Origin of the sequence: Devosia equisanguinis (assembly GCF_900631955.1) — a bacterium.
In the GTDB taxonomy this organism is placed as follows: domain Bacteria; phylum Pseudomonadota; class Alphaproteobacteria; order Rhizobiales; family Devosiaceae; genus Devosia; species Devosia equisanguinis.
Window position 1 is genome coordinate 95,843 of the sequence record NZ_UZWD01000009.1, and the last position, 16,184, is coordinate 112,026.

The window sequence follows — 16,184 nt, forward strand, 5'->3', positions numbered from 1 at the left end:
GCCGCCTGGCCCTCGCGGCCAAGTCGCGGTCTGCCGAGATAGGACGCCTGGCATCCTCAAAACCTTGGTCGGTTTTTGCACCAAGGTTTGGCTTACCCGATGCGTCTCATCTGAAACCGATCGGTTTGATGTGATGCAGAGGAATTCTTGATGACCATGCATTTTATGCCCTTGCACCGCCGGTTGGTCGCTTTCGTCTTTCCCCTGCTGGTGGTGATCATGGCTGGCGCCTCGACGCCGGGATTTGTCGAAGCCGGTCTGCCTTTGTGGCCGCTATTCATCTTCGCGCTGCCGGCTCTGCTGTCCCTCATCATCTGCAGCGACTACTGGAATGCCGCCATAGGTTTCAGTCAGGGGCATATGCATTTCCGGTCCGTAGGCTATGACATTGTCGCGCCCATGCAGAAGGTGACCGAGCGGCAAAGCGGTGGCAAGGTGGTGCTCTCTGTCAGCGATTGCGAACCGCGCTATTCGTGGTGGCTGGCGCCCATGCAGGCGGTGCTCGGGGTGTTGATGCCGGGTCGTTCCCGCTATGCACACGGGCTGATGGCGACCGTGCCACTTTACAGCTTCTCGACAGCGCCGAACGATGCGGTGATGAAGGCCTATCGCCAGGCAGCCGACCTCTCGGCCGGGGCACTGAGTCACGCCCCACCGGAACCACGCCATGATCCCTCTATCTAACCGCAACGCGTTGCGCGGCATTGCATTGGCGTTCGTGATCTCGCCAGCACTTTTGACCACGCCAGCCATGACCAAGGAAGATACGGCCATGTTTAAGCGACTTTTCCCAGGCGTCGGCAAGGCCGAATCTGTGCCTGACCTCATTGCCCTGCAAGCTGCGGCCGTAAAAGCCGTCGCTGCCGACGTCACCGATCTGCAGGATGGCACTTGGGAGGATCGCGACTGGGTCTATCTTGCGGTCAATCACGAGGTGCTGGTCGAGGACGGACGCCGCTCCAGCACCCAGGCTTCGGTCCTCGCGCGCAAGCAAGGCGCTCCCCTGGAAGATCTCGACTTTCGCCTCAGCATGAGCAGTAAGTCCCATCTGCTTGCCCTGCGGGATGCCATGGCCGCGACAGATGGTCGAACCTGGACAGTACTGGACCTGACGGTTGAACGTAGCGGACGGTATGATTTCGCCTTCAGCTATGATCCGTCACCGCGTCTCGGCGGCAATCTGCTACATTCGCCCCTCACCGGACTTCTGGACCGTTATCTCAGGGAACACGCGAAGTGAGCCAGCCAACAGCGGCACCACTGGCCAGCGGCGTCGAGCGCGGTACGGTCGACGCCATTTTGACCGCAGCCGAGCCTCGCCGCCTGCACACTCTTTCATCCGCCCTCAACCTGTCCCTGGCTACGTTTTTGACCCTGGGAGCGGGCCCGGCGCTTGATGGCAGCCTGGTCTGGCCCATCGCGGCAGCCATGGTGGCTGTTGCGCTCTGGCAGCTTTCGCAAAGGCTCTGGCGCGATCTCGCCATTGCGGTACTTGCACCTGCAATTGGAGGGCGCTGGGGCCAGGCCGATTTTTCCGCGGGCTGGGGCGCGGTGGACGTCGAGCGGTGGTTCGCAGATCTGTTCAGCCCTGAAGGGGCCCGCTTCACCGCCTGGCGCAGCCAAGGACGCTACCACGACGTCGACTATCGGCTGAGTGAGATGACAATCTGGCGCAAGCGTGTGAGCAACCGGCCGCGCCAGCTCGACTACGTGATGTCGGTAGAGGTGGCAGTGCCACAGGCCTTTTCTGGTCGTGTGGACCTGGTGCCACGTTCAGGTTTTGCCGGCAGAATTGACGATCTGATACGACAGGTCTCGGGCACCACCGCGCAGCGCCTTGAGGTCGATCCTGTCTTTGACCGCGTCTTCGACACCATTGCCAACCAGTCGGCTTCCGCCGAAACCCTGCTGACGCCCGCATTTCGACAGGCCATGCTGACCCTGGCCGCTCGCCATCCCGGCCTCTATCTGACGGCGCGTTTCGAGCATGGCTGGTTCAGCCTGCGCCTGCCCATTCCGCACCTGGTCTTTGCGAGGGCGAGCCTTCTGCGCCCGCTAACCGAAATGGCCGAGGATGCCGATGCTCTGTGGTGGGATCTCACCGTGCCGCACCGGCTTATCGAGGCGCTTATGGGCGAGCGCGATGGTCCGCTGCGCTAGCGGCAAGCCAGCGGGGTCAGGGCGCCGCGAGGCGCCTGTTCACCTCGGCTTTGTCGGGCGCGTCCGAAACCAGCTTTGAACGCTCCGGGTCGCGCGCGAATGTCCCGTCGAGCTTGCTGTATAGACGCCAGAAGCGCACATCGTTGACCCGGAACTGCACAGCGATGAGAGCGCCATCCGGCGTGGCGAAGGCCGACAGGATTTCTACGGTTTCGCCCGGCATCACACTCTGGACGTCGATGGTCCGCTCGCCTGAGATTTCAGGCAGGTAGATTTCGAGGGCAGTGGCATCGAGCCGCGTGCCGATGACGATGCCATCGCCCTGGAAAGATGACACCACTTGCGGCGACGGCGCTCCGGGCGTCGGCATGGCCCAGGGCGTCGGCTGTGCGCCCATGCGGGTGCCGCCGTCTTGCGGTACGGTCTCGGTAACCGGGTCTCGTCCGCGCGATAGGGTTGGCGCGCTGGGCTGGGGCTCCTGCGAAACATCGGCCACCATATCGTGGCCTTCGGTGGCAGTGCGGCTGAAATTGGGTGCCACCACGATGACCGCGGCAATCGAAGCCGCCAAGGCCCCCGCAGCAATCACCCAGGTGGTCGAGCGCCTGAGCCAGCGCGACAGCGAAAATCCATCAACGGCCCGGGCGCGGCCATGCCGATTGGCAAAAGCCTCCCGGCTCTGGGCGATAACGGCATGCATCACCACTGGATCGGGTTCCGGATCGATAAAGCCGGGGAGCAGTTCCAGGGGGTCACGATCTGTGCTCATAGCAAGTCCTTCAGCGACTTGCGTGCATTGTGGATGTGCCAGGAAACTGTCACTTCCTTGCATCCCATGATCACGGCTGCTTCCGCCTGCGAGAGTTGTTCGCCATAGACCAGCAGGACGGCGTCCCGCTGTTTCTCCGGCAATTGCCGCACTATACGCCAGATATCGTTGACGCGCAGTCGGTCTTCCTGGTTAGCGTCGATTTCCTCGCGGGTCACGACCGACACAGCGGCGATCTGCTTGCCCTGTCGCTGGTGGCTGCGTTGCAGGTCGCGGACGGCGTTGAGGGTGACACTATAAAGCCAGCTGGTGAATTTCGAGCGCCCGTCAAACCGGTGCATGGCGTCGGCAAGTCGGAGGCAAACCGACTGCGTGACGTCTTCGGCATCACTCTTATGGCCCAGCCAGCGAAATGCCGTCTTGTAGATGAAGCGATAGTGCTCCGAGACCAACCGCTCGAATGCCCTAGTGTCGCCCGCCTTGACCCGTTCGATAAGCTGTTCGGTCGTGTCGGACGGTTCGGAATTGTCCCCGTCAACAAGTCGCACCCTGCCCAAAACTCCCCGCTGGCCCATAGCGATAATGCCAGTGAAGCAAAATGGTTGTGGCGAAAGTGAGTTTTTTGTCGTTCTGCCCAGCCATTTAGCCCTCATGGCGGGGCGCATGGGGTCCGAAGAACTTTGGGATAGCGCGCCTGCGAGCAGGGTCATTACTCGTCCTGCTTCAGCCAGTGCACCTGGCCATTGATGAGGATTTCGTCGGGGCGGCCGGCCTCCTGTCCATCGATCAACGCAAAGAAGTGCCGTTCCTGCCCTTCGGGTCCGTCGACCAGCAAGGTGAATCCATCAAAATCATAGGCTGCGGTGGAAATGTCCTCATCTCCTCCGACCACGATGATGTAGGACGTTCCAAAGGCGCCGGCCACGAAGCCGCTGCGTGAATACTGCACCTGGCCGTCTGCTGCGAAGACATATTCGCGATCGCTGCGGCCGCCACCCATGCCAATGTTGAGATAGTAATAGGTTTCGTCGAGCCTCAGTCCTTTGGGAGCCGGCGTCAGCCGCCGGGCGTCAGACACATCGATCTCGGTGCCCTGGTCCGGCCCGCCGCTCTGGATCAGCGTGACCTCGCCACGACGATCCTGCCAGGTGAACCAGCGTTCGGGCTCGCGCAGACGGGACAGGTCGAGATTGAGATCGGTGAAGGCAAAGTTCCACTTGTGGCGATAGGCAGTCCCATCGCGCAACAGCACATAGATGTCCTCGTCACGCTGCGTGTAGCCATTGCCGAAGCCATCGAGACGATTGGTGAAATCAGCGTCATAAAGCACCCGGTCCACTGCATCAGGCGCAATGCCTTGCCCAGGTCCGGCAAACGCCTCGTCATAGTCCAGTGGCCGCAGCATCAAACCGGCACTATCGTCTGCCGGGCCCAACAATGCCAAGCTGTCGCCGGCATCCGCAAGGACCCGGCAATCGTCCAGGCTGAGTTCGCCACCTTGCCGCAGGTCGCGGACCCAGCGGATATCGCCGACAACAACGCGGTTCTCACCGAGATCGCGCGCCATTGCGGACTCCTGATCGTCACTGGCAAATGACCGGCAGGTGAGGAGGAACGACGACTGCTGGTCGCCTCGCCATTCGCGCAAGCCATTGTCTGTAACGATGCGACCAAGGACCGCCAGGGTTGGGCGTTGCTTGAGCCACGCCTCGGCATGCTCTTCGCGCGCGCTGCGCAGATTGCGATCCTCCTGGGCCCCGGATTTGGACCCGATCTCGTCCATCTTGTCCTCAAGTTGGGCAGAGAGGGCGATCAGCGGGACCACCGCCTCGTCCTGGTTCGCCGACGCAGTAGGGGCTTCAGGAACCACGACGCCGAAGTCTTCGGCATTGCGCAGCAAATAACGGATTGGAGGAGCGATATCGAACATGGCATTGCCCTCGAGCGTGGCGCGCAGATCGCTGCACACGGCGGCGTTTTCCGCGACATCGGCATCGACCAGCGCCTGAGCTCGGGCGCGATTGTCCTCGAGCTCCGCTTCGAGCGTATTTATCACCGCATAGGCGGCGTCGAGAAACCGCTCATAGCCCGCCAGGTTTACCCGGTGGCTCCAACCGGCAAGGGCGTCCCGGCGCCCCTGTTGACCATCTGGGGCGTGCTTGTCGCAGGCCTCGATATAGGCCCGGGCAACGATGGCCCCCGTCGCCGCCTGGCCCAACGCATCGGTGAAATCGGAGATGTCGTCGGCAAGTGCCGATGGGGCCAGCACTGCACAGAGGGCGAGAGCGAGGGCGAGTCGCTGGGTCATGGGCACTCACCCACGATCGCGTCGATCCGCAATTGGCTATCGATCAGCGCGCCGTCAACCAACAGGCACCCGTCGGCGTCCCAGGCCGTCCTGATCGCATCGGCATCGTCGGCGCGCGCGATCAACGGTGGCAGCTGTTGTCGCGACCACATCAGGTCTGCTGGCCCGTGTCTGTCGGCATCTGCAGGCGCGATGCCGCGCCAGGGACAAGGCGCCTTGACGCAGAATATATTGGTCTTGCCGACGCTGAGGCGTTGGATTTCTGCGGCCTCTATGGGTGCGGCAAGGGCCAGCATCGCGGTTACCAGCGCAAGTGCGTGAAGGCGCATGGGACCAGCCTCACCGATTTTCGAGGCCGTTTGCCTCGCGTTCCTTGGGAATGCTGTCGCGATTGCTTTCCACATCGGCCATCAAGCGTTTGAGCCCGTCGCGAACTTGGGTGAGCGCGTCGGCATGATCGGTCTTGGAGGTGATAGTGTTGTCGTTGGTCGCATCCCAATCGAGTGCCCATTGCATGGCGGCGAGCCACTCGTCGACATCGCCGGCAATATACTCGTTGACGGGTCGGCCCACCTGTTCGCTGAGCGCGCTAAACAGCACCTCCTCCTTGCGCGCGGCCTCGCCGCCGGCCGTGATCAGGAAGCGATAGCGCAGTTGGCCGGCATACATCCAATTGGCCGCGTCCTGGCCTTCGCCGGCCGACAAGAGGCGAGCCGACAGTATATAGAGGGCGGAGGGATGCAGATCGGCGGCTTGCGCAACGATTTCCGCATTGCTGAGCTGTTCGGGATTCGGCGCTTCTTGCGCGGGAGCGGCGACGGACAGGGCGGTCGCCATGAGGAGAGAAAGCAGCACGCGTTTCATGATCCAGGTCCTTCCTTTGTTGCTGATAGGACGTGTGGTGTCGATCCGACCTTGGTGCCGCTGGTGAAAAACCTGCAAAAAGCGCGAACCCGGACCAAGGTGAGCCGTCGCTGGCGCGTCTGACCTACAGAACCAATGTATGAAGGAGACATCCATGCGCCGGAGCGCCATCGCCGCCAGCCTGTTGCTCGCAACCTCGATCCCCGCACTCGCAGGCAGCCTTGATGCCTTGCGCGACAGTCTCGACCACCTGCCGGCTACGCTGATGTTCGAGGATAGAGGCGATCTCGCCTATTTCATCGATATTCGGGCGGTTTTGGCGCTGTCGCCAGGCGAGGGCGAGGCACAGCCGTACATGCGTCTCATGCATGGCGCTCAGATTCCGGCACTGGAGAGCCTGCAATACTCCGCCCCGGCCGAATGGGAAGCCAAGGCTGGCACGACGCTGGACCAAGTGCGCTATTTCACCGGCTATGGCCGCCCACCCGAAGTCTATAGCTTCTGGGGGCTCGCTGACGAAGCGGCTGCAACCGAAATGATCGTGGCGCTAGAGGGGCTCGGCTTCGAGAGCGCGGCCGCGGGCGTTGTCGGCAATGGTGAGCCATTGCGAATGGACCCGGCGAAGCGCAACCCTGCCGATCCCTGGCGTACCGGGATCGGTGCGGCGCAGTTCGCCGCGGCCAAGGGGAGCAACATCGTCCAGACCGGCACGCCGCAAACGGCCATGCTCGCCGCTGCGCAGCAGCCCGGACTAAGTGAGAACGCAATCATCGAAACGGCTCTGGCCGGGCTCGACCAGTCGGTCGGTGACAACACTGTGGTTCAGGCTCTGGTGATTTCCCCGCTCTTCGGCATGGCGGGGATTGATCATGGGGCCCTGCTGTCCGGTTCTCCAGATATCGAGGCGACCAAAAAACGTATCGAGGAGCAGATGGCGGCGCTGGACAAAGGCATTCCGCCTTATCTCGGCGGCATCGCTGCCGATGTGCAGGGCGAACAGCCAGGCGTCGATATCGCCCTGACCTATCCCGACTGCGGCAGTGCCGAGGATGCCGTCGGCAAGATCGCAGCGCGGTGGGCTGATATGGCCGGTGACACGGCGCAGGGCAATGTTTCTACGACAACGGTTGAAGGCGTGGACGGGCTTTGCGCCGCGACATTTTCCGTCACCATCAATAGCGACGGTGTCGACCAAAACCCCGCCTATCGCGCTCTGATCGAGCCGATGTTCCGCGGCCAGGCCGGCGTCCTGCAGATCGGAGCCAGCTAGGCGACTTTGGCTCCGGGGCGCTGAACACCCCGGAGCCTTGCTTTAGTGAGATCCCCAGGTGAGATTGCAGATGCCGATATCGACCGAATTGGTCAGCCGGACGACGTTGACACCATCGTCCCAATTATAAATGGCCGTCGAGCCGAACCCGCTCGGCTCGGTCGATCCGTGGATGGCAGCAAGCTCTTGAGCCAGAGCATCGCATTGGGTGAGGTCCGTCGGGCTGAACGCCACAAACTGCAATGCCTTGTCGCTGTCGAAAAGCAATGCGGCTTCGCCGGCAATGCCGCCGATGCTGTGCTCCGTTATGACCAGCGGATCGTATTTGGCGCCGTCAAACTCGAATATTTCAGATGCAGCCGGTTGATGCGCCTGCGCACCCTCCATAACGGACAGCGCAGCCTCAGGCGACATGCCCCATTGTGTGCCTTCCCAATCCGCGTGGGTCGAAACGACGGAGGCCGCGAGGAATACCAAAGCGAGTGCGGGGCGAATGGCCGGTGTCATCGTCATCTCCAGGTGCTGAAACGTCATTTCAGCTCGGGGAGGTCGGCACTGGTCAGATCCACCAGCCGCTGCGCCTTGAAATCACGCAGATTTTTGAGGAATTCTTCGGAGGCAGCATTGCCATAAGCACGTTCGCTGACCGCAAACAGCAACGCACCTTGCTGCCCCTCGAACTCACCTGCGGCATAGCGATAGCCGTTCCATTCGAGAATGAATTCGCCCTTCTCGTCCTTGGCGGAGAGCAGGAAATCCAGCAGGATTTCGTCACTGTCCGGATTGTTGAAGATGGCCATGTTGGCAACCGGATCGGTCGCCTTGCGCTGCTCGATCATCGACGCCTGGGCCGAGACGACATCGGTCAGCGGCATGTCGGTGCTCAGGAATTCGACGATGACCATGCTTTTGTAACTTTCGGGCGCACTGCCCTCTGGCAGGTATTCCTGCTTGAAATAGCCTGGCTGCGGATTGGACGACCAGGCCAGCTCATAGCGCGTTTCGCCGACTGTGATCGGGCCGGGAATGCCGAGATAGTCCGTTACAGGCTGGGCATGGGCCGGCGCGATGGACATCAGCCCCAGCAATGCGGTAGCGGCGATGGTTTGGCGAAACATGGGTCAACTCCTGCGTCAGGCAAAAGGCCTTGCTGTTGATGAGACGATGCCGGGCCCCCCGACCTTGGTCGCAAGCGAGACTTTTTCGGCAACGCACAGTCATGGCTGCCATGGACCAAGATTTCAGCGAGATGAGGCGTCCCATCATCGAGGATAGATGAAGAGGTGGGACCATGTTCGGGTCAACTTGCACACGAAACCCAGGACGTAGGAATAAGCTCGCAACGCCGCGCGTCATGATCGCACTTCTCGGCGCGATAGCAATGCCGGCTTTTGCCGACGAGCCGTTTGCGCGCGAGCTCGATGCCTATTGCGTCACTGCAGACGGCACCCGTACTGGCGTTGCTGCCAGCCAGGATGGCGCCACCAATATCTATGTCTGGCAGCCGCGTGCGGAACCGATAATCATACGCAGTGTCCATAGCCGCAGAACGGTGTCCCAATGGCATCGCCTGCTGGACGAAGCCAAGCTCGACGCCATGCCAACCTCAGAGGTGCCGGCACCGTACTGCGCCATCGAGCGCACCGAGCGGGGCCGATTGCACAGTGTCAGATGGGAACTCGGCGCAGGCCCCCAGTCACTGGCCCCAATCTTCGGCGCCATCCCAGCTGCAAAGCTCTAGAAATAGAGAAATGGAGCGGGTGAAGGGAATCGAACCCTCGTCATCAGCTTGGGAAGCTGCTTCTCTACCATTGAGATACACCCGCAACGGCGCGATAGATGCGGCAAATCGGGCGGGGCGTCAAGCCGTTGTGATGACGCCTCAGCCGAAGGGCTTGAAGTGCTTCGAGAGCTTGAGTGTCTGCGCCTGATAGTTGGAGCCGAGATCGGTGCCATAGAGGCGGTCCGGTTTTTCGGCGAGCTCTTCATAGATCAACCGGCCAATGATCTGCCCATGCCCGAGCAGGAACGGCACTTCGCGGCTGCGCACCTCAAGTACGGCGCGGCTGCCGGTACCACCGGCGGCGGAATGACCAAAGCCGGGGTCGAAAAAGCCCGCATAATGCACGCGGAACTCGCCGACCAGCGGGTCGAAAGGCACCATTTCGGCGGCATGGGTGGGCGGAACGTGCACGGCCTCGAGGCTGACGAGGATATAGAATTCATCGGGGTCGAGGATCAGCTCGCTGCGGCCGCGCGCATAAAGTGGCTCCCAGAAATCGAGCACGTCCAGCGCCGCCTTCTTGTCGACATCGATGACGGCGGTGTGGCGCTTTGAGCGGAAGCCGATGAGCCCATCGCGGCCCTGGCCCAGGAGGTCGATGGACAGCGCCACGCCGTGATCGACCGGCTGGTCGCCACCGATCACCAGGGTGTCGCTGGCATGCAGCGCCTGGTGTTCGTCGACCGACAGGCGACTATCGCCGGCCCGGAATCGCATCTGGCTGAGACGCGAGCCGGTACGGACCAGGATCGGGAAGGTGCGCGGGCTGATTTCGAGATAGAGCGGGCCATTGTAGCCATGGGGCAATTGATCGAAGCCCCGCGCCCGATCGCCGATGACGCGGGTAAAGACGTCGAGGCGACCGGTGGAGCTCTTGGGATTGGCCGAGGCGCTGACGCCCGCTGGCAGGGCGAGGCTTTCCTCTAGGGGAACGAGATAGACGCAGCCGCGCTCCAGCACGGCGCCCCTGGAGAGGTCGATCTCATGCAGCTTGAGCGCTTCGATGCGTTCGGCCACCGAATGGGAGGGGCCGGGCAAAAAGCTCGAGCGCACGCGGAAGGCGGTCTTGCCCAGTCGAAGGTCAAGGCTGGCGGGTTGCACCTGGTCGTGGTCGAACGGGCGCACCGAGCTTATGGCGCCCTCCTGATGCAGCTGTTCGATCATTCGCGCCGGAAAGACGCCCTTGGGCCAAGCCTGGCTCATGCAACTTACTCACGATGCTCGTCGGCTTTCCCTAGCAAACCATCACGATTGACGCCATGGCCCCTATGTCGTTAAATCCGCTCGTCCAGTGGTGATTTGGCCGGTCGCTTGCAGCCACTTAAAAGAAATAGCTAAAGACCGTTTGGGAACCGGCCGCCTTTCGCGTGCCGGTTTTTTGTTTTGAAAGCGTGATCCATGTCCAAGACCAACAATCCCCTGCACGACCCGCAAAAGCTCTCTCCGGCAACGCAGATGGTCCATGGCGGCGGCATGCGGACACCCTTCAACGAAACCAGCGAAGCGCTGTTCCTCAATTCCGGCTATACCTATCCCAGTTCCGAACATGCCGAACTCCTGTTCCAGAACAAGATCCCGGGCGGTCACAATTATTCGCGCTTTGCCAATCCCACCGTCGACATGTTCGAGGATCGCATGGCGCTGCTCGAAGGCGCCGAGGCCGGAAAGGCCTTTGCCTCCGGCATGGCGGCGGTAACCAATGCGGTCATGAGCCAGCTGCGGGCAGGAGACCACATCGTCGCGGCCCAGGCGCTGTTTGGAGGCTGTCGTTATGTGGTGGAAGATTACGCACCCCGTTTCGGCGTCCAGTCGACGCTGGCCGATGGCCGGGACCCCGAGAACTTCGCCCGCGCCATGCGCCCCAACACCAAGGTAGTCTTCATCGAGACGCCGACCAATCCGACGCTGGAGCTGGTCGATATCAGGGCGGTTGCCGAGATCGCCCATGCGCATGGCGCCAAGCTCATCGTCGACAATGTTTTTTCTACCGCACTTTACCAGAAGCCACTGGAACTGGGCGCGGATCTCGTCACCTATTCGGCGACCAAGCATATCGACGGGCAGGGCAGGGTGCTTGGCGGCATCGTTCTGGGGTCCAAGGAACTGATCGAAGGCGATGTGCACATGTTCCTGCGTCAGACGGGCGCGACGCTCAGTGCCTTCAACGCCTGGGTGCTGCTCAAGGGGCTGGAAAGCTATGCCCTGCGCGTCGAACGCATGACCGACAGCGCGGAAAAGGTGGCGGCGGCGCTGGCCGGCCATCCCAAGGTGGAGCGGGTCATCTATCCGCACCACCCCTCCCATCCGCAATATGAATTGGCCAAGCGGCAGATGAAGCGGGGGTCGACCCTGCTCGCCATTGACGTCAAGAACGGGCAGCAGGGCGCTTTTGCGCTCTCCGACAACCTGGCGGTGATCCTGATTTCCAACAATCTGGGCGATGCCAAATCGCTGATCACCCATCCGCGCACCACCACCCACGCGCGGCTCAGCGAGGAGGTGCGTTTGGAAACCGGCGTCACCCCGGGCCTGTTGCGGCTCTCGGTGGGCCTCGAAGATCCGGACGATCTGATCGCCGATCTGATGTATGGGCTGGATCAGGTCTGATGAAAGGCGTGGCCACCAAGGTGCATGCAATGCGCTGGCCGTCACCCTCGGGCCTGACCCGAGGGCCTTTCACTTTGCTTGCTCTCGCTAAGAACAGTCCGCTCGGGTCAGGCCCGAGGGTGACGCGCGGCGAAAGCGTCAAGCGTTTTGCCAAGTGGTGGCGAGCGCTTGCAGCTACGGCCACGGCACTCCTCCTCGCCGCGCCCGCCTTCGCGCAGCCCATTCCCTATCATGCCGATCCCGATGCGCGGGAAATCCTGCCCAACCTGCAGCCGGTTCCCGCGATCCGCTTCCTGACCACCACGGATTTCCCCCCCTTCAACTTCCGCGATGCCAGCGGAGAGCTTGTCGGCTTCAATGTCGATCTGGCGCGGCGCATCTGTGTCGAAGTCAATGTGGCCTGTACGCTCCAGGCCTGGCCCTGGGACCAGGCCGCCAACGCTTTGTCCGACCGGCAGGGCGATGCGTTGATTGCGGGGCTCGCGATTACCCCGGACAATGGTGCGCTGTTCGACTTCTCATCCACCTATCTGGCGCTGCCGGGGCGTTTCGTTACGCGGGCGGTGGATATTCCGAGTTTTTCGGCCACCGCTCTGGCCAACAAGACCGTGGCGGTGCGCGCCGGCAGTGCCCACGCCCAGTTCATGGCGAAATATCTGCCACAGGCGGAAGTGACGACATTTGCCAGTGAAATCGAGGCTCTGGATGCGGTGCGCACCGGCCGCGTCGATGCCTTTTTCGGCGATGCCATGCGGGCGGCTTTCTGGCTCAACGACAATGTCGCCTGCTGCGGTTTTGCTGGAGACCCCTATTTCCGGCCCGACCTGTTCGGCGAGGGGCTGACCATCGCCGTGCCGGCGGGGAATGACGCCATCCGTCATGCCATCGATTGGGCGCTGGTGCGCCTCAAGAGCAATGGCACGCTCGACGAACTCTACCTGCGGTGGTTCCCGGTGGGGTTCTACTAGGCCGGCAGCTTGCGATGCCGGGCGCGGGCAGCCACTTCGATGGCGGCGGTGGTGAGGCGGTCTAGGCTCAGCCGATCGCGCAGCATTTCGAGGAAACGCAGTTCTTCCTGCTCGAGGAAGAGATCGACCGCCGTGACCTCAACAGCGAGGGCATAGGCGGTGTCCTGCAGCTTGACGGGAATTGCGGCGACGGCGTCGTCCAGCACCAGGTCCAGCCCGTCCAGACCATTGAGCTTGTCGGCGCAGCGATTGGCGACCTCTTCCAGCCGGCTCTTGTCAAAGCCTTCGAACACCGGCAACCGGCCGATCAGGGCTTCGATGCGGGTCAATTCCTTCTCGGTGATGGCGCTGTCGGATGTGGCGGCAACGATCATGATGTCGATCAGGGCGTCTTGTGCGGCAGAGGTCATCGGTCGGTCCGGTTTGCGAGCGCTATCTATGAGAACTAGGCTCTGACCGCCGCTGGCGCAACCACCTGCGACATTGACGCCGCACATCAGAACGTGCACTTACCCGTGCTCATCTTTCCCTTCCGTCCCGAAAGGCTGCTCTGCCAGTGTCTTCTGCCGCTTTGCCCGCCCTTGATCCGTCGTTTTTCGAGCCCGCGCAGACCGCGCGCGCCTGGCCATTCGAGGAAGCGCGCAAGATCGTCAAACGGCTAGAAAAATCGGGCAAGGGTGAGGCCCTGTTCGAAACCGGCTATGGCCCATCGGGCCTGCCCCATATCGGCACCTTTGGCGAAGTCGCCCGCACCACCATGGTGCGCACGGCCTTTCGCCTGCTGACACGCGACCAGATCCCGACCCGGCTTCTGTGCTTTTCCGACGATCTCGACGGCATGCGCAAGATCCCCGACACCGTTCCCTCCAAGGAGGCGATGGAGCCGCATCTGCAAAAGCCGCTGACCGCGGTGCCGGACCCCTGGACCAATGAATATCCGAGCTTCGGCGCCCACAACAATGCCATGCTCCGCCGCTTCCTCGATACGTTCGGGTTTGACTACGAATTCGCCAGCGCCACCGACTATTATCGCTCCGGCAAGTTCGACACCGTGCTCCGCCGCGCCGCCGAGCGCTATGACGACATCATGGGCGTCATGCTCCCCACGCTGGGCGCCGAGCGTCAGGCTACCTATTCGCCCTTCCTGCCGATTTCTCCGATTTCGGGCCGGGTCCTCTACGTGCCGATGAAGGAAGTCAACGCCAAGGACGGCACGGTGACCTTCACCGACGAAGATGGCCGCGATACCACCGTTCCGGTCACTGGCGGCCATGTGAAGCTGCAGTGGAAGCCGGATTTCGGCATGCGGTGGGCTGCACTCGGCGTCGATTTCGAAATGTTCGGCAAGGACCACCAGACCAACCAGAATATTTACGACCGCATTTGCGCCATCCTCGGCGGCACCCCGCCCGAGCATTACGTCTATGAGCTGTTCCTCGACAGCGAAGGCCAGAAGATTTCGAAGTCCAAGGGCAATGGCCTGACGATCGATGAATGGCTGACCTATGCGCCGACCGAAAGCCTGGGGCTCTACATGTTCCAGAAGCCGCGCGTCGCCAAGCGCCTGCATTTCGATGTCATCCCGCGCGCGGTGGACGAGTATTTCGCGCATGTGGCTGCCTATGAAAAGCAGGATGTGGCCGCGCGCCTCGAGAACCCGGCTTTCCACGTTCACTACGGCAATGTGCCCAAGGTGGACATGCCGGTCACCTTCGCGCTGCTGCTCAATCTGGCCACAGCATCCAACCCGGAAACGCCAGAGGTCATGTGGGGCTATATCTCGGCCTATGCGCCTGGCATTTCGGCCAGGACCCATCCGCATCTCGATGCGCTGGTCGGCTACGCCATGCGCTACTTCCGCGACTTCGTGAAGAAGAGCTATCGGGCGCCCGACGAGGTCGAGCGCGCTGCGCTCGAGGGGCTGTCGGCCGCCTTCGCCAGACTGCCTGCCGATGCCGATAACGAAACCATCCAAGCTGCTGCGCTGGATGTGGCGCGTGAGATCGAGCGTTATCAGGACCACACCAAGAAGAGCCCGACGGGCGGCCCTGGCGTCTCCGGCGATTTCTTCCAGATGCTTTATCAGGTCCTGATCGGCCAGGAACGCGGTCCGCGCTTCGGCTCCTTCGCCGCGCTTTACGGCATCGACAATACCCGCCGCCTGATCGCCGATGCCCTGGCGGGCAAGATGCTGGCCAAATGAGTGAAGAAGCGCATCGCGGTCACTGCCTCTGCGGCGCAGTACGCTTCGAAGTCTCCGGTACCATGCCGGAGGCATCCGCCTGCCATTGTTCGATCTGCCGGCGCACGACCGGGCACTACGAAGCCGGCGTCGATGTCGGCAGGGACCAGCTGACGATCAGCGGCGAAGAGGCGGTGCGCTGGTATCGCTCCTCGCCCGAGGTTCGCCGCGGCTTCTGCGCCACCTGCGGATCGCCGCTGTTCTTCGATCGTGACGGTGCCGACTGGATTGGCATCAATCTCGGCGCCTTCGACACGCCCACCGGTACCCGTCTCGCCCAGCATATTTTCGTCGGCGACAAAGGCGACTATTACGAGATCGCCGACGGTCTGCCGCAATACCGGACTGTGCCCGGTGCGGATTAGCGCTCGTCCTCGAATACGAGGATGTCGCCAGGTTGGCAGTTGAGGTAGCGACACACCGCCTCGAGCGTGTCGAAGCGGATACCCTTCACCTTGCCCTGCTTGAGCAGACTGAGATTGGCTTCAGTGATACCGATATATTCGGCGAGGTCTTTCGACTTCACATTCTGCTGCGCCAGGACCACGGCCAAGTTTACCTTGATCCCCATCTTTAGATGAACTGCCGATTTTCTTCGGCGATGGCAGCAGCCTTTTCCAGGGCCCAGGCGAGCGCAGCTATGGTGCCGGCGAACAAAGCCAATAACATGGTGTTGCTGTCCAATTGTATGGATACCTGCTTGTGGCCGGGTGCGGCTGTCCAGGTAAGGACCAGGCTCATCGCCGTCTGGCCGATTGCCTGAGCAAGCGCAGCGATAAGGCCGCCCAGGGCGAAATCGCGCAGGCCGGCAATCCCTTCGGAAGCAAATGGGCGTCCGGCAGCAAAGCTCACAAGGCAAGTCCGTAGCCGCGCCATGCCCCAAGCCAGCGGAAGAACCGACAACAAGGCCACCAGCGCCGCCGCCAGTCTTTGCGGCAGGGTGATATCAGGCAGCAATTCCGGTCCTAGCGCCGTCATCTTGCGCACCGAATCCGGATCAATCAGCAGCCAGTAGCAAACTGTGGTGATCGGCAGCAGAGCCGCCAGCGCTACGCCCGCCACACCCAGTCCATTGAACAGCAGCGCCATGCGCGGTTCCACTGGCACCTGGCCGGTTTCCTGAAATGCCGGATATGTCATCTGCTGCGTCTCGCCTTCATCGATGCTGCACTTATAGTGGTGCAAAAATTATCGTTTGACAATAAGAAAATTT

Annotated in this window: 20 protein-coding genes, 1 tRNA gene and 1 riboswitch; of the genes, 9 read left to right on the top strand and 12 right to left on the bottom strand. The window is 61.9% G+C overall.

All coding sequences use genetic code 11. The annotated features are described in order from the left end of the window. The first annotated feature begins 150 nt into the window (after positions 1 to 150). Genes DEVEQU_RS03185 through DEVEQU_RS03195 form a run of 3 tightly spaced genes read left to right on the top strand, consistent with a single transcriptional unit; the run spans position 151 to position 2,160 of the window. Positions 151 to 684, top strand: a complete 534-nt coding sequence (locus DEVEQU_RS03185) for a hypothetical protein (protein WP_126149120.1) — start codon at positions 151 to 153, stop codon at positions 682 to 684. Then, positions 668 to 1,240, top strand: a complete 573-nt coding sequence (locus DEVEQU_RS03190; RefSeq protein ID WP_126149121.1) for a hypothetical protein — start codon at positions 668 to 670, stop codon at positions 1,238 to 1,240. The genes DEVEQU_RS03185 and DEVEQU_RS03190 overlap by 17 nt, the downstream gene beginning before the upstream one ends. After that, the gene (locus tag DEVEQU_RS03195) at positions 1,237 to 2,160 is read left to right on the top strand and encodes a DUF3137 domain-containing protein (RefSeq protein WP_126149122.1); all 924 of its coding nucleotides are present in this window, start codon (positions 1,237 to 1,239) and stop codon (positions 2,158 to 2,160) included. Before DEVEQU_RS03190 ends, DEVEQU_RS03195 begins: the two co-directional genes overlap by 4 nt. 16 nt (positions 2,161 to 2,176) lie before the next feature. Here DEVEQU_RS03195 and DEVEQU_RS03200 read toward each other — a convergent pair whose 3' ends face one another. From DEVEQU_RS03200 to DEVEQU_RS03220, 5 genes are all read right to left on the bottom strand, one after another. Further along, complete coding sequence (locus DEVEQU_RS03200) at positions 2,177 to 2,929, bottom strand: hypothetical protein (protein ID WP_126149123.1); 753 nt, start codon at positions 2,927 to 2,929, stop codon at positions 2,177 to 2,179. Next, on the bottom strand, positions 2,926 to 3,477 hold the full coding sequence (locus DEVEQU_RS03205; RefSeq protein WP_126149124.1) for an RNA polymerase sigma factor: 552 nt from the start codon (positions 3,475 to 3,477) through the stop codon (positions 2,926 to 2,928). The genes DEVEQU_RS03200 and DEVEQU_RS03205 overlap by 4 nt, the downstream gene beginning before the upstream one ends. Before the next feature lie 161 nt (positions 3,478 to 3,638). Next, entirely contained in the window at positions 3,639 to 5,237 is a 1,599-nt protein-coding gene (locus tag DEVEQU_RS03210; RefSeq protein WP_126149125.1) for a hypothetical protein, read from the bottom strand. Beyond that, a complete protein-coding gene (locus tag DEVEQU_RS03215) occupies positions 5,234 to 5,533 on the bottom strand; it encodes a hypothetical protein (RefSeq protein WP_126149126.1) in 300 nt (99 codons plus the stop codon). The genes DEVEQU_RS03210 and DEVEQU_RS03215 overlap by 4 nt, the downstream gene beginning before the upstream one ends. A 43-nt stretch (positions 5,534 to 5,576) precedes the next feature. Continuing rightward, complete coding sequence (locus DEVEQU_RS03220) at positions 5,577 to 6,101, bottom strand: hypothetical protein (RefSeq protein ID WP_126149127.1); 525 nt, start codon at positions 6,099 to 6,101, stop codon at positions 5,577 to 5,579. Positions 6,102 to 6,255: 154 nt separating this feature from the next. Between DEVEQU_RS03220 and DEVEQU_RS03225 the strand changes: the two genes are divergently transcribed. Continuing rightward, on the top strand, positions 6,256 to 7,371 hold the full coding sequence (locus DEVEQU_RS03225) for a hypothetical protein (RefSeq protein WP_126149128.1): 1,116 nt from the start codon (positions 6,256 to 6,258) through the stop codon (positions 7,369 to 7,371). A 42-nt stretch (positions 7,372 to 7,413) separates the two neighbouring features. Here the strand turns inward: DEVEQU_RS03225 and DEVEQU_RS03230 are convergent, their stop codons facing one another. Together DEVEQU_RS03230 and DEVEQU_RS03235 are read right to left on the bottom strand one after the other, a co-directional pair. Next, a complete protein-coding gene (locus DEVEQU_RS03230; protein ID WP_126149129.1) occupies positions 7,414 to 7,878 on the bottom strand; it encodes a hypothetical protein in 465 nt (154 codons plus the stop codon). Positions 7,879 to 7,901: 23 nt separating this feature from the next. Continuing rightward, entirely contained in the window at positions 7,902 to 8,489 is a 588-nt protein-coding gene (locus DEVEQU_RS03235; RefSeq protein WP_126149130.1) for a hypothetical protein, read from the bottom strand. Between the two features lie 236 nt (positions 8,490 to 8,725). On the opposite strand from DEVEQU_RS03235, the gene DEVEQU_RS03240 reads away from it, so the two are divergent. After that, positions 8,726 to 9,112 (top strand): hypothetical protein, encoded by a 387-nt coding sequence (locus DEVEQU_RS03240; RefSeq protein ID WP_126149131.1) that lies wholly within the window; start codon positions 8,726 to 8,728, stop codon positions 9,110 to 9,112. Positions 9,113 to 9,123: 11 nt separating this feature from the next. Here DEVEQU_RS03240 and DEVEQU_RS03245 read toward each other — a convergent pair. Together DEVEQU_RS03245 and DEVEQU_RS03250 are read right to left on the bottom strand one after the other, a co-directional pair. After that, positions 9,124 to 9,197: transfer RNA gene (locus tag DEVEQU_RS03245), tRNA-Gly, on the bottom strand. A gap of 56 nt (positions 9,198 to 9,253) precedes the next feature. After that, positions 9,254 to 10,357: a 2'-deoxycytidine 5'-triphosphate deaminase gene (locus DEVEQU_RS03250; RefSeq protein ID WP_126149132.1), complete on the bottom strand. Its 1,104-nt coding sequence runs from the start codon at positions 10,355 to 10,357 to the stop codon at positions 9,254 to 9,256. Positions 10,358 to 10,435: 78 nt separating this feature from the next. Further along, a riboswitch (SAM riboswitch) is annotated at positions 10,436 to 10,511 on the top strand. A 41-nt stretch (positions 10,512 to 10,552) separates the two neighbouring features. Here DEVEQU_RS03250 and metZ point away from each other — a divergent pair. Both metZ and DEVEQU_RS03260 read left to right on the top strand, forming a co-directional pair. Continuing rightward, complete coding sequence (gene metZ / locus DEVEQU_RS03255; protein ID WP_126149133.1) at positions 10,553 to 11,761, top strand: O-succinylhomoserine sulfhydrylase; 1,209 nt, start codon at positions 10,553 to 10,555, stop codon at positions 11,759 to 11,761. A gap of 119 nt (positions 11,762 to 11,880) precedes the next feature. Continuing rightward, positions 11,881 to 12,729: a transporter substrate-binding domain-containing protein gene (locus DEVEQU_RS03260; protein ID WP_164550215.1), complete on the top strand. Its 849-nt coding sequence runs from the start codon at positions 11,881 to 11,883 to the stop codon at positions 12,727 to 12,729. Here DEVEQU_RS03260 and DEVEQU_RS03265 read toward each other — a convergent pair. After that, a complete protein-coding gene (locus tag DEVEQU_RS03265; RefSeq protein ID WP_126149135.1) occupies positions 12,726 to 13,139 on the bottom strand; it encodes a tellurite resistance TerB family protein in 414 nt (137 codons plus the stop codon). The two genes, DEVEQU_RS03260 and DEVEQU_RS03265, sit on opposite strands and share 4 nt — an antisense overlap. A gap of 146 nt (positions 13,140 to 13,285) precedes the next feature. Here DEVEQU_RS03265 and DEVEQU_RS03270 point away from each other — a divergent pair, with 146 nt between their 5' ends. Further along, positions 13,286 to 14,932 (top strand): lysine--tRNA ligase, encoded by a 1,647-nt coding sequence (locus DEVEQU_RS03270; protein ID WP_126149136.1) that lies wholly within the window; start codon positions 13,286 to 13,288, stop codon positions 14,930 to 14,932. Continuing rightward, the gene (locus tag DEVEQU_RS03275; protein ID WP_126149137.1) at positions 14,929 to 15,336 is read left to right on the top strand and encodes a GFA family protein; all 408 of its coding nucleotides are present in this window, start codon (positions 14,929 to 14,931) and stop codon (positions 15,334 to 15,336) included. Before DEVEQU_RS03270 ends, DEVEQU_RS03275 begins: the two co-directional genes overlap by 4 nt. Here the strand turns inward: DEVEQU_RS03275 and DEVEQU_RS03280 are convergent. Both DEVEQU_RS03280 and DEVEQU_RS03285 read right to left on the bottom strand, forming a co-directional pair. Next, the gene (locus DEVEQU_RS03280) at positions 15,333 to 15,542 is read right to left on the bottom strand and encodes a helix-turn-helix domain-containing protein (protein ID WP_126149138.1); all 210 of its coding nucleotides are present in this window, start codon (positions 15,540 to 15,542) and stop codon (positions 15,333 to 15,335) included. The two genes, DEVEQU_RS03275 and DEVEQU_RS03280, sit on opposite strands and share 4 nt — an antisense overlap. A gap of 2 nt (positions 15,543 to 15,544) precedes the next feature. Further along, positions 15,545 to 16,111, bottom strand: a complete 567-nt coding sequence (locus tag DEVEQU_RS03285; RefSeq protein WP_164550216.1) for a hypothetical protein — start codon at positions 16,109 to 16,111, stop codon at positions 15,545 to 15,547. Positions 16,112 to 16,184 lie beyond the last annotated feature (73 nt).

Bases quoted from the DNA above. Each gene is read 5' to 3' on its own strand.
- DEVEQU_RS03285 (WP_164550216.1), bottom strand. From the start codon at position 16,111: ATGACATATCCGGCATTTCAGGAAACCGGCCAGGTGCCAGTGGAACCG.
- DEVEQU_RS03215 (WP_126149126.1), bottom strand. From the start codon at position 5,533: ATGCTGGCCCTTGCCGCACCCATAGAGGCCGCAGAAATCCAACGCCTC.
- DEVEQU_RS03240 (WP_126149131.1), top strand. From the start codon at position 8,726: ATGATCGCACTTCTCGGCGCGATAGCAATGCCGGCTTTTGCCGACGAG.
- DEVEQU_RS03250 (WP_126149132.1), bottom strand. From the start codon at position 10,357: ATGAGCCAGGCTTGGCCCAAGGGCGTCTTTCCGGCGCGAATGATCGAA.
- DEVEQU_RS03225 (WP_126149128.1), top strand. From the start codon at position 6,256: ATGCGCCGGAGCGCCATCGCCGCCAGCCTGTTGCTCGCAACCTCGATC.
- DEVEQU_RS03280 (WP_126149138.1), bottom strand. From the start codon at position 15,542: ATGGGGATCAAGGTAAACTTGGCCGTGGTCCTGGCGCAGCAGAATGTG.
- DEVEQU_RS03190 (WP_126149121.1), top strand. From the start codon at position 668: ATGATCCCTCTATCTAACCGCAACGCGTTGCGCGGCATTGCATTGGCG.
- DEVEQU_RS03185 (WP_126149120.1), top strand. From the start codon at position 151: ATGACCATGCATTTTATGCCCTTGCACCGCCGGTTGGTCGCTTTCGTC.
- DEVEQU_RS03230 (WP_126149129.1), bottom strand. From the start codon at position 7,878: ATGACACCGGCCATTCGCCCCGCACTCGCTTTGGTATTCCTCGCGGCC.
- DEVEQU_RS03265 (WP_126149135.1), bottom strand. From the start codon at position 13,139: ATGACCTCTGCCGCACAAGACGCCCTGATCGACATCATGATCGTTGCC.
- DEVEQU_RS03235 (WP_126149130.1), bottom strand. From the start codon at position 8,489: ATGTTTCGCCAAACCATCGCCGCTACCGCATTGCTGGGGCTGATGTCC.
- metZ (WP_126149133.1), top strand. From the start codon at position 10,553: ATGTCCAAGACCAACAATCCCCTGCACGACCCGCAAAAGCTCTCTCCG.
- DEVEQU_RS03220 (WP_126149127.1), bottom strand. From the start codon at position 6,101: ATGAAACGCGTGCTGCTTTCTCTCCTCATGGCGACCGCCCTGTCCGTC.
- DEVEQU_RS03200 (WP_126149123.1), bottom strand. From the start codon at position 2,929: ATGAGCACAGATCGTGACCCCCTGGAACTGCTCCCCGGCTTTATCGAT.
- DEVEQU_RS03210 (WP_126149125.1), bottom strand. From the start codon at position 5,237: ATGACCCAGCGACTCGCCCTCGCTCTCGCCCTCTGTGCAGTGCTGGCC.
- DEVEQU_RS03275 (WP_126149137.1), top strand. From the start codon at position 14,929: ATGAGTGAAGAAGCGCATCGCGGTCACTGCCTCTGCGGCGCAGTACGC.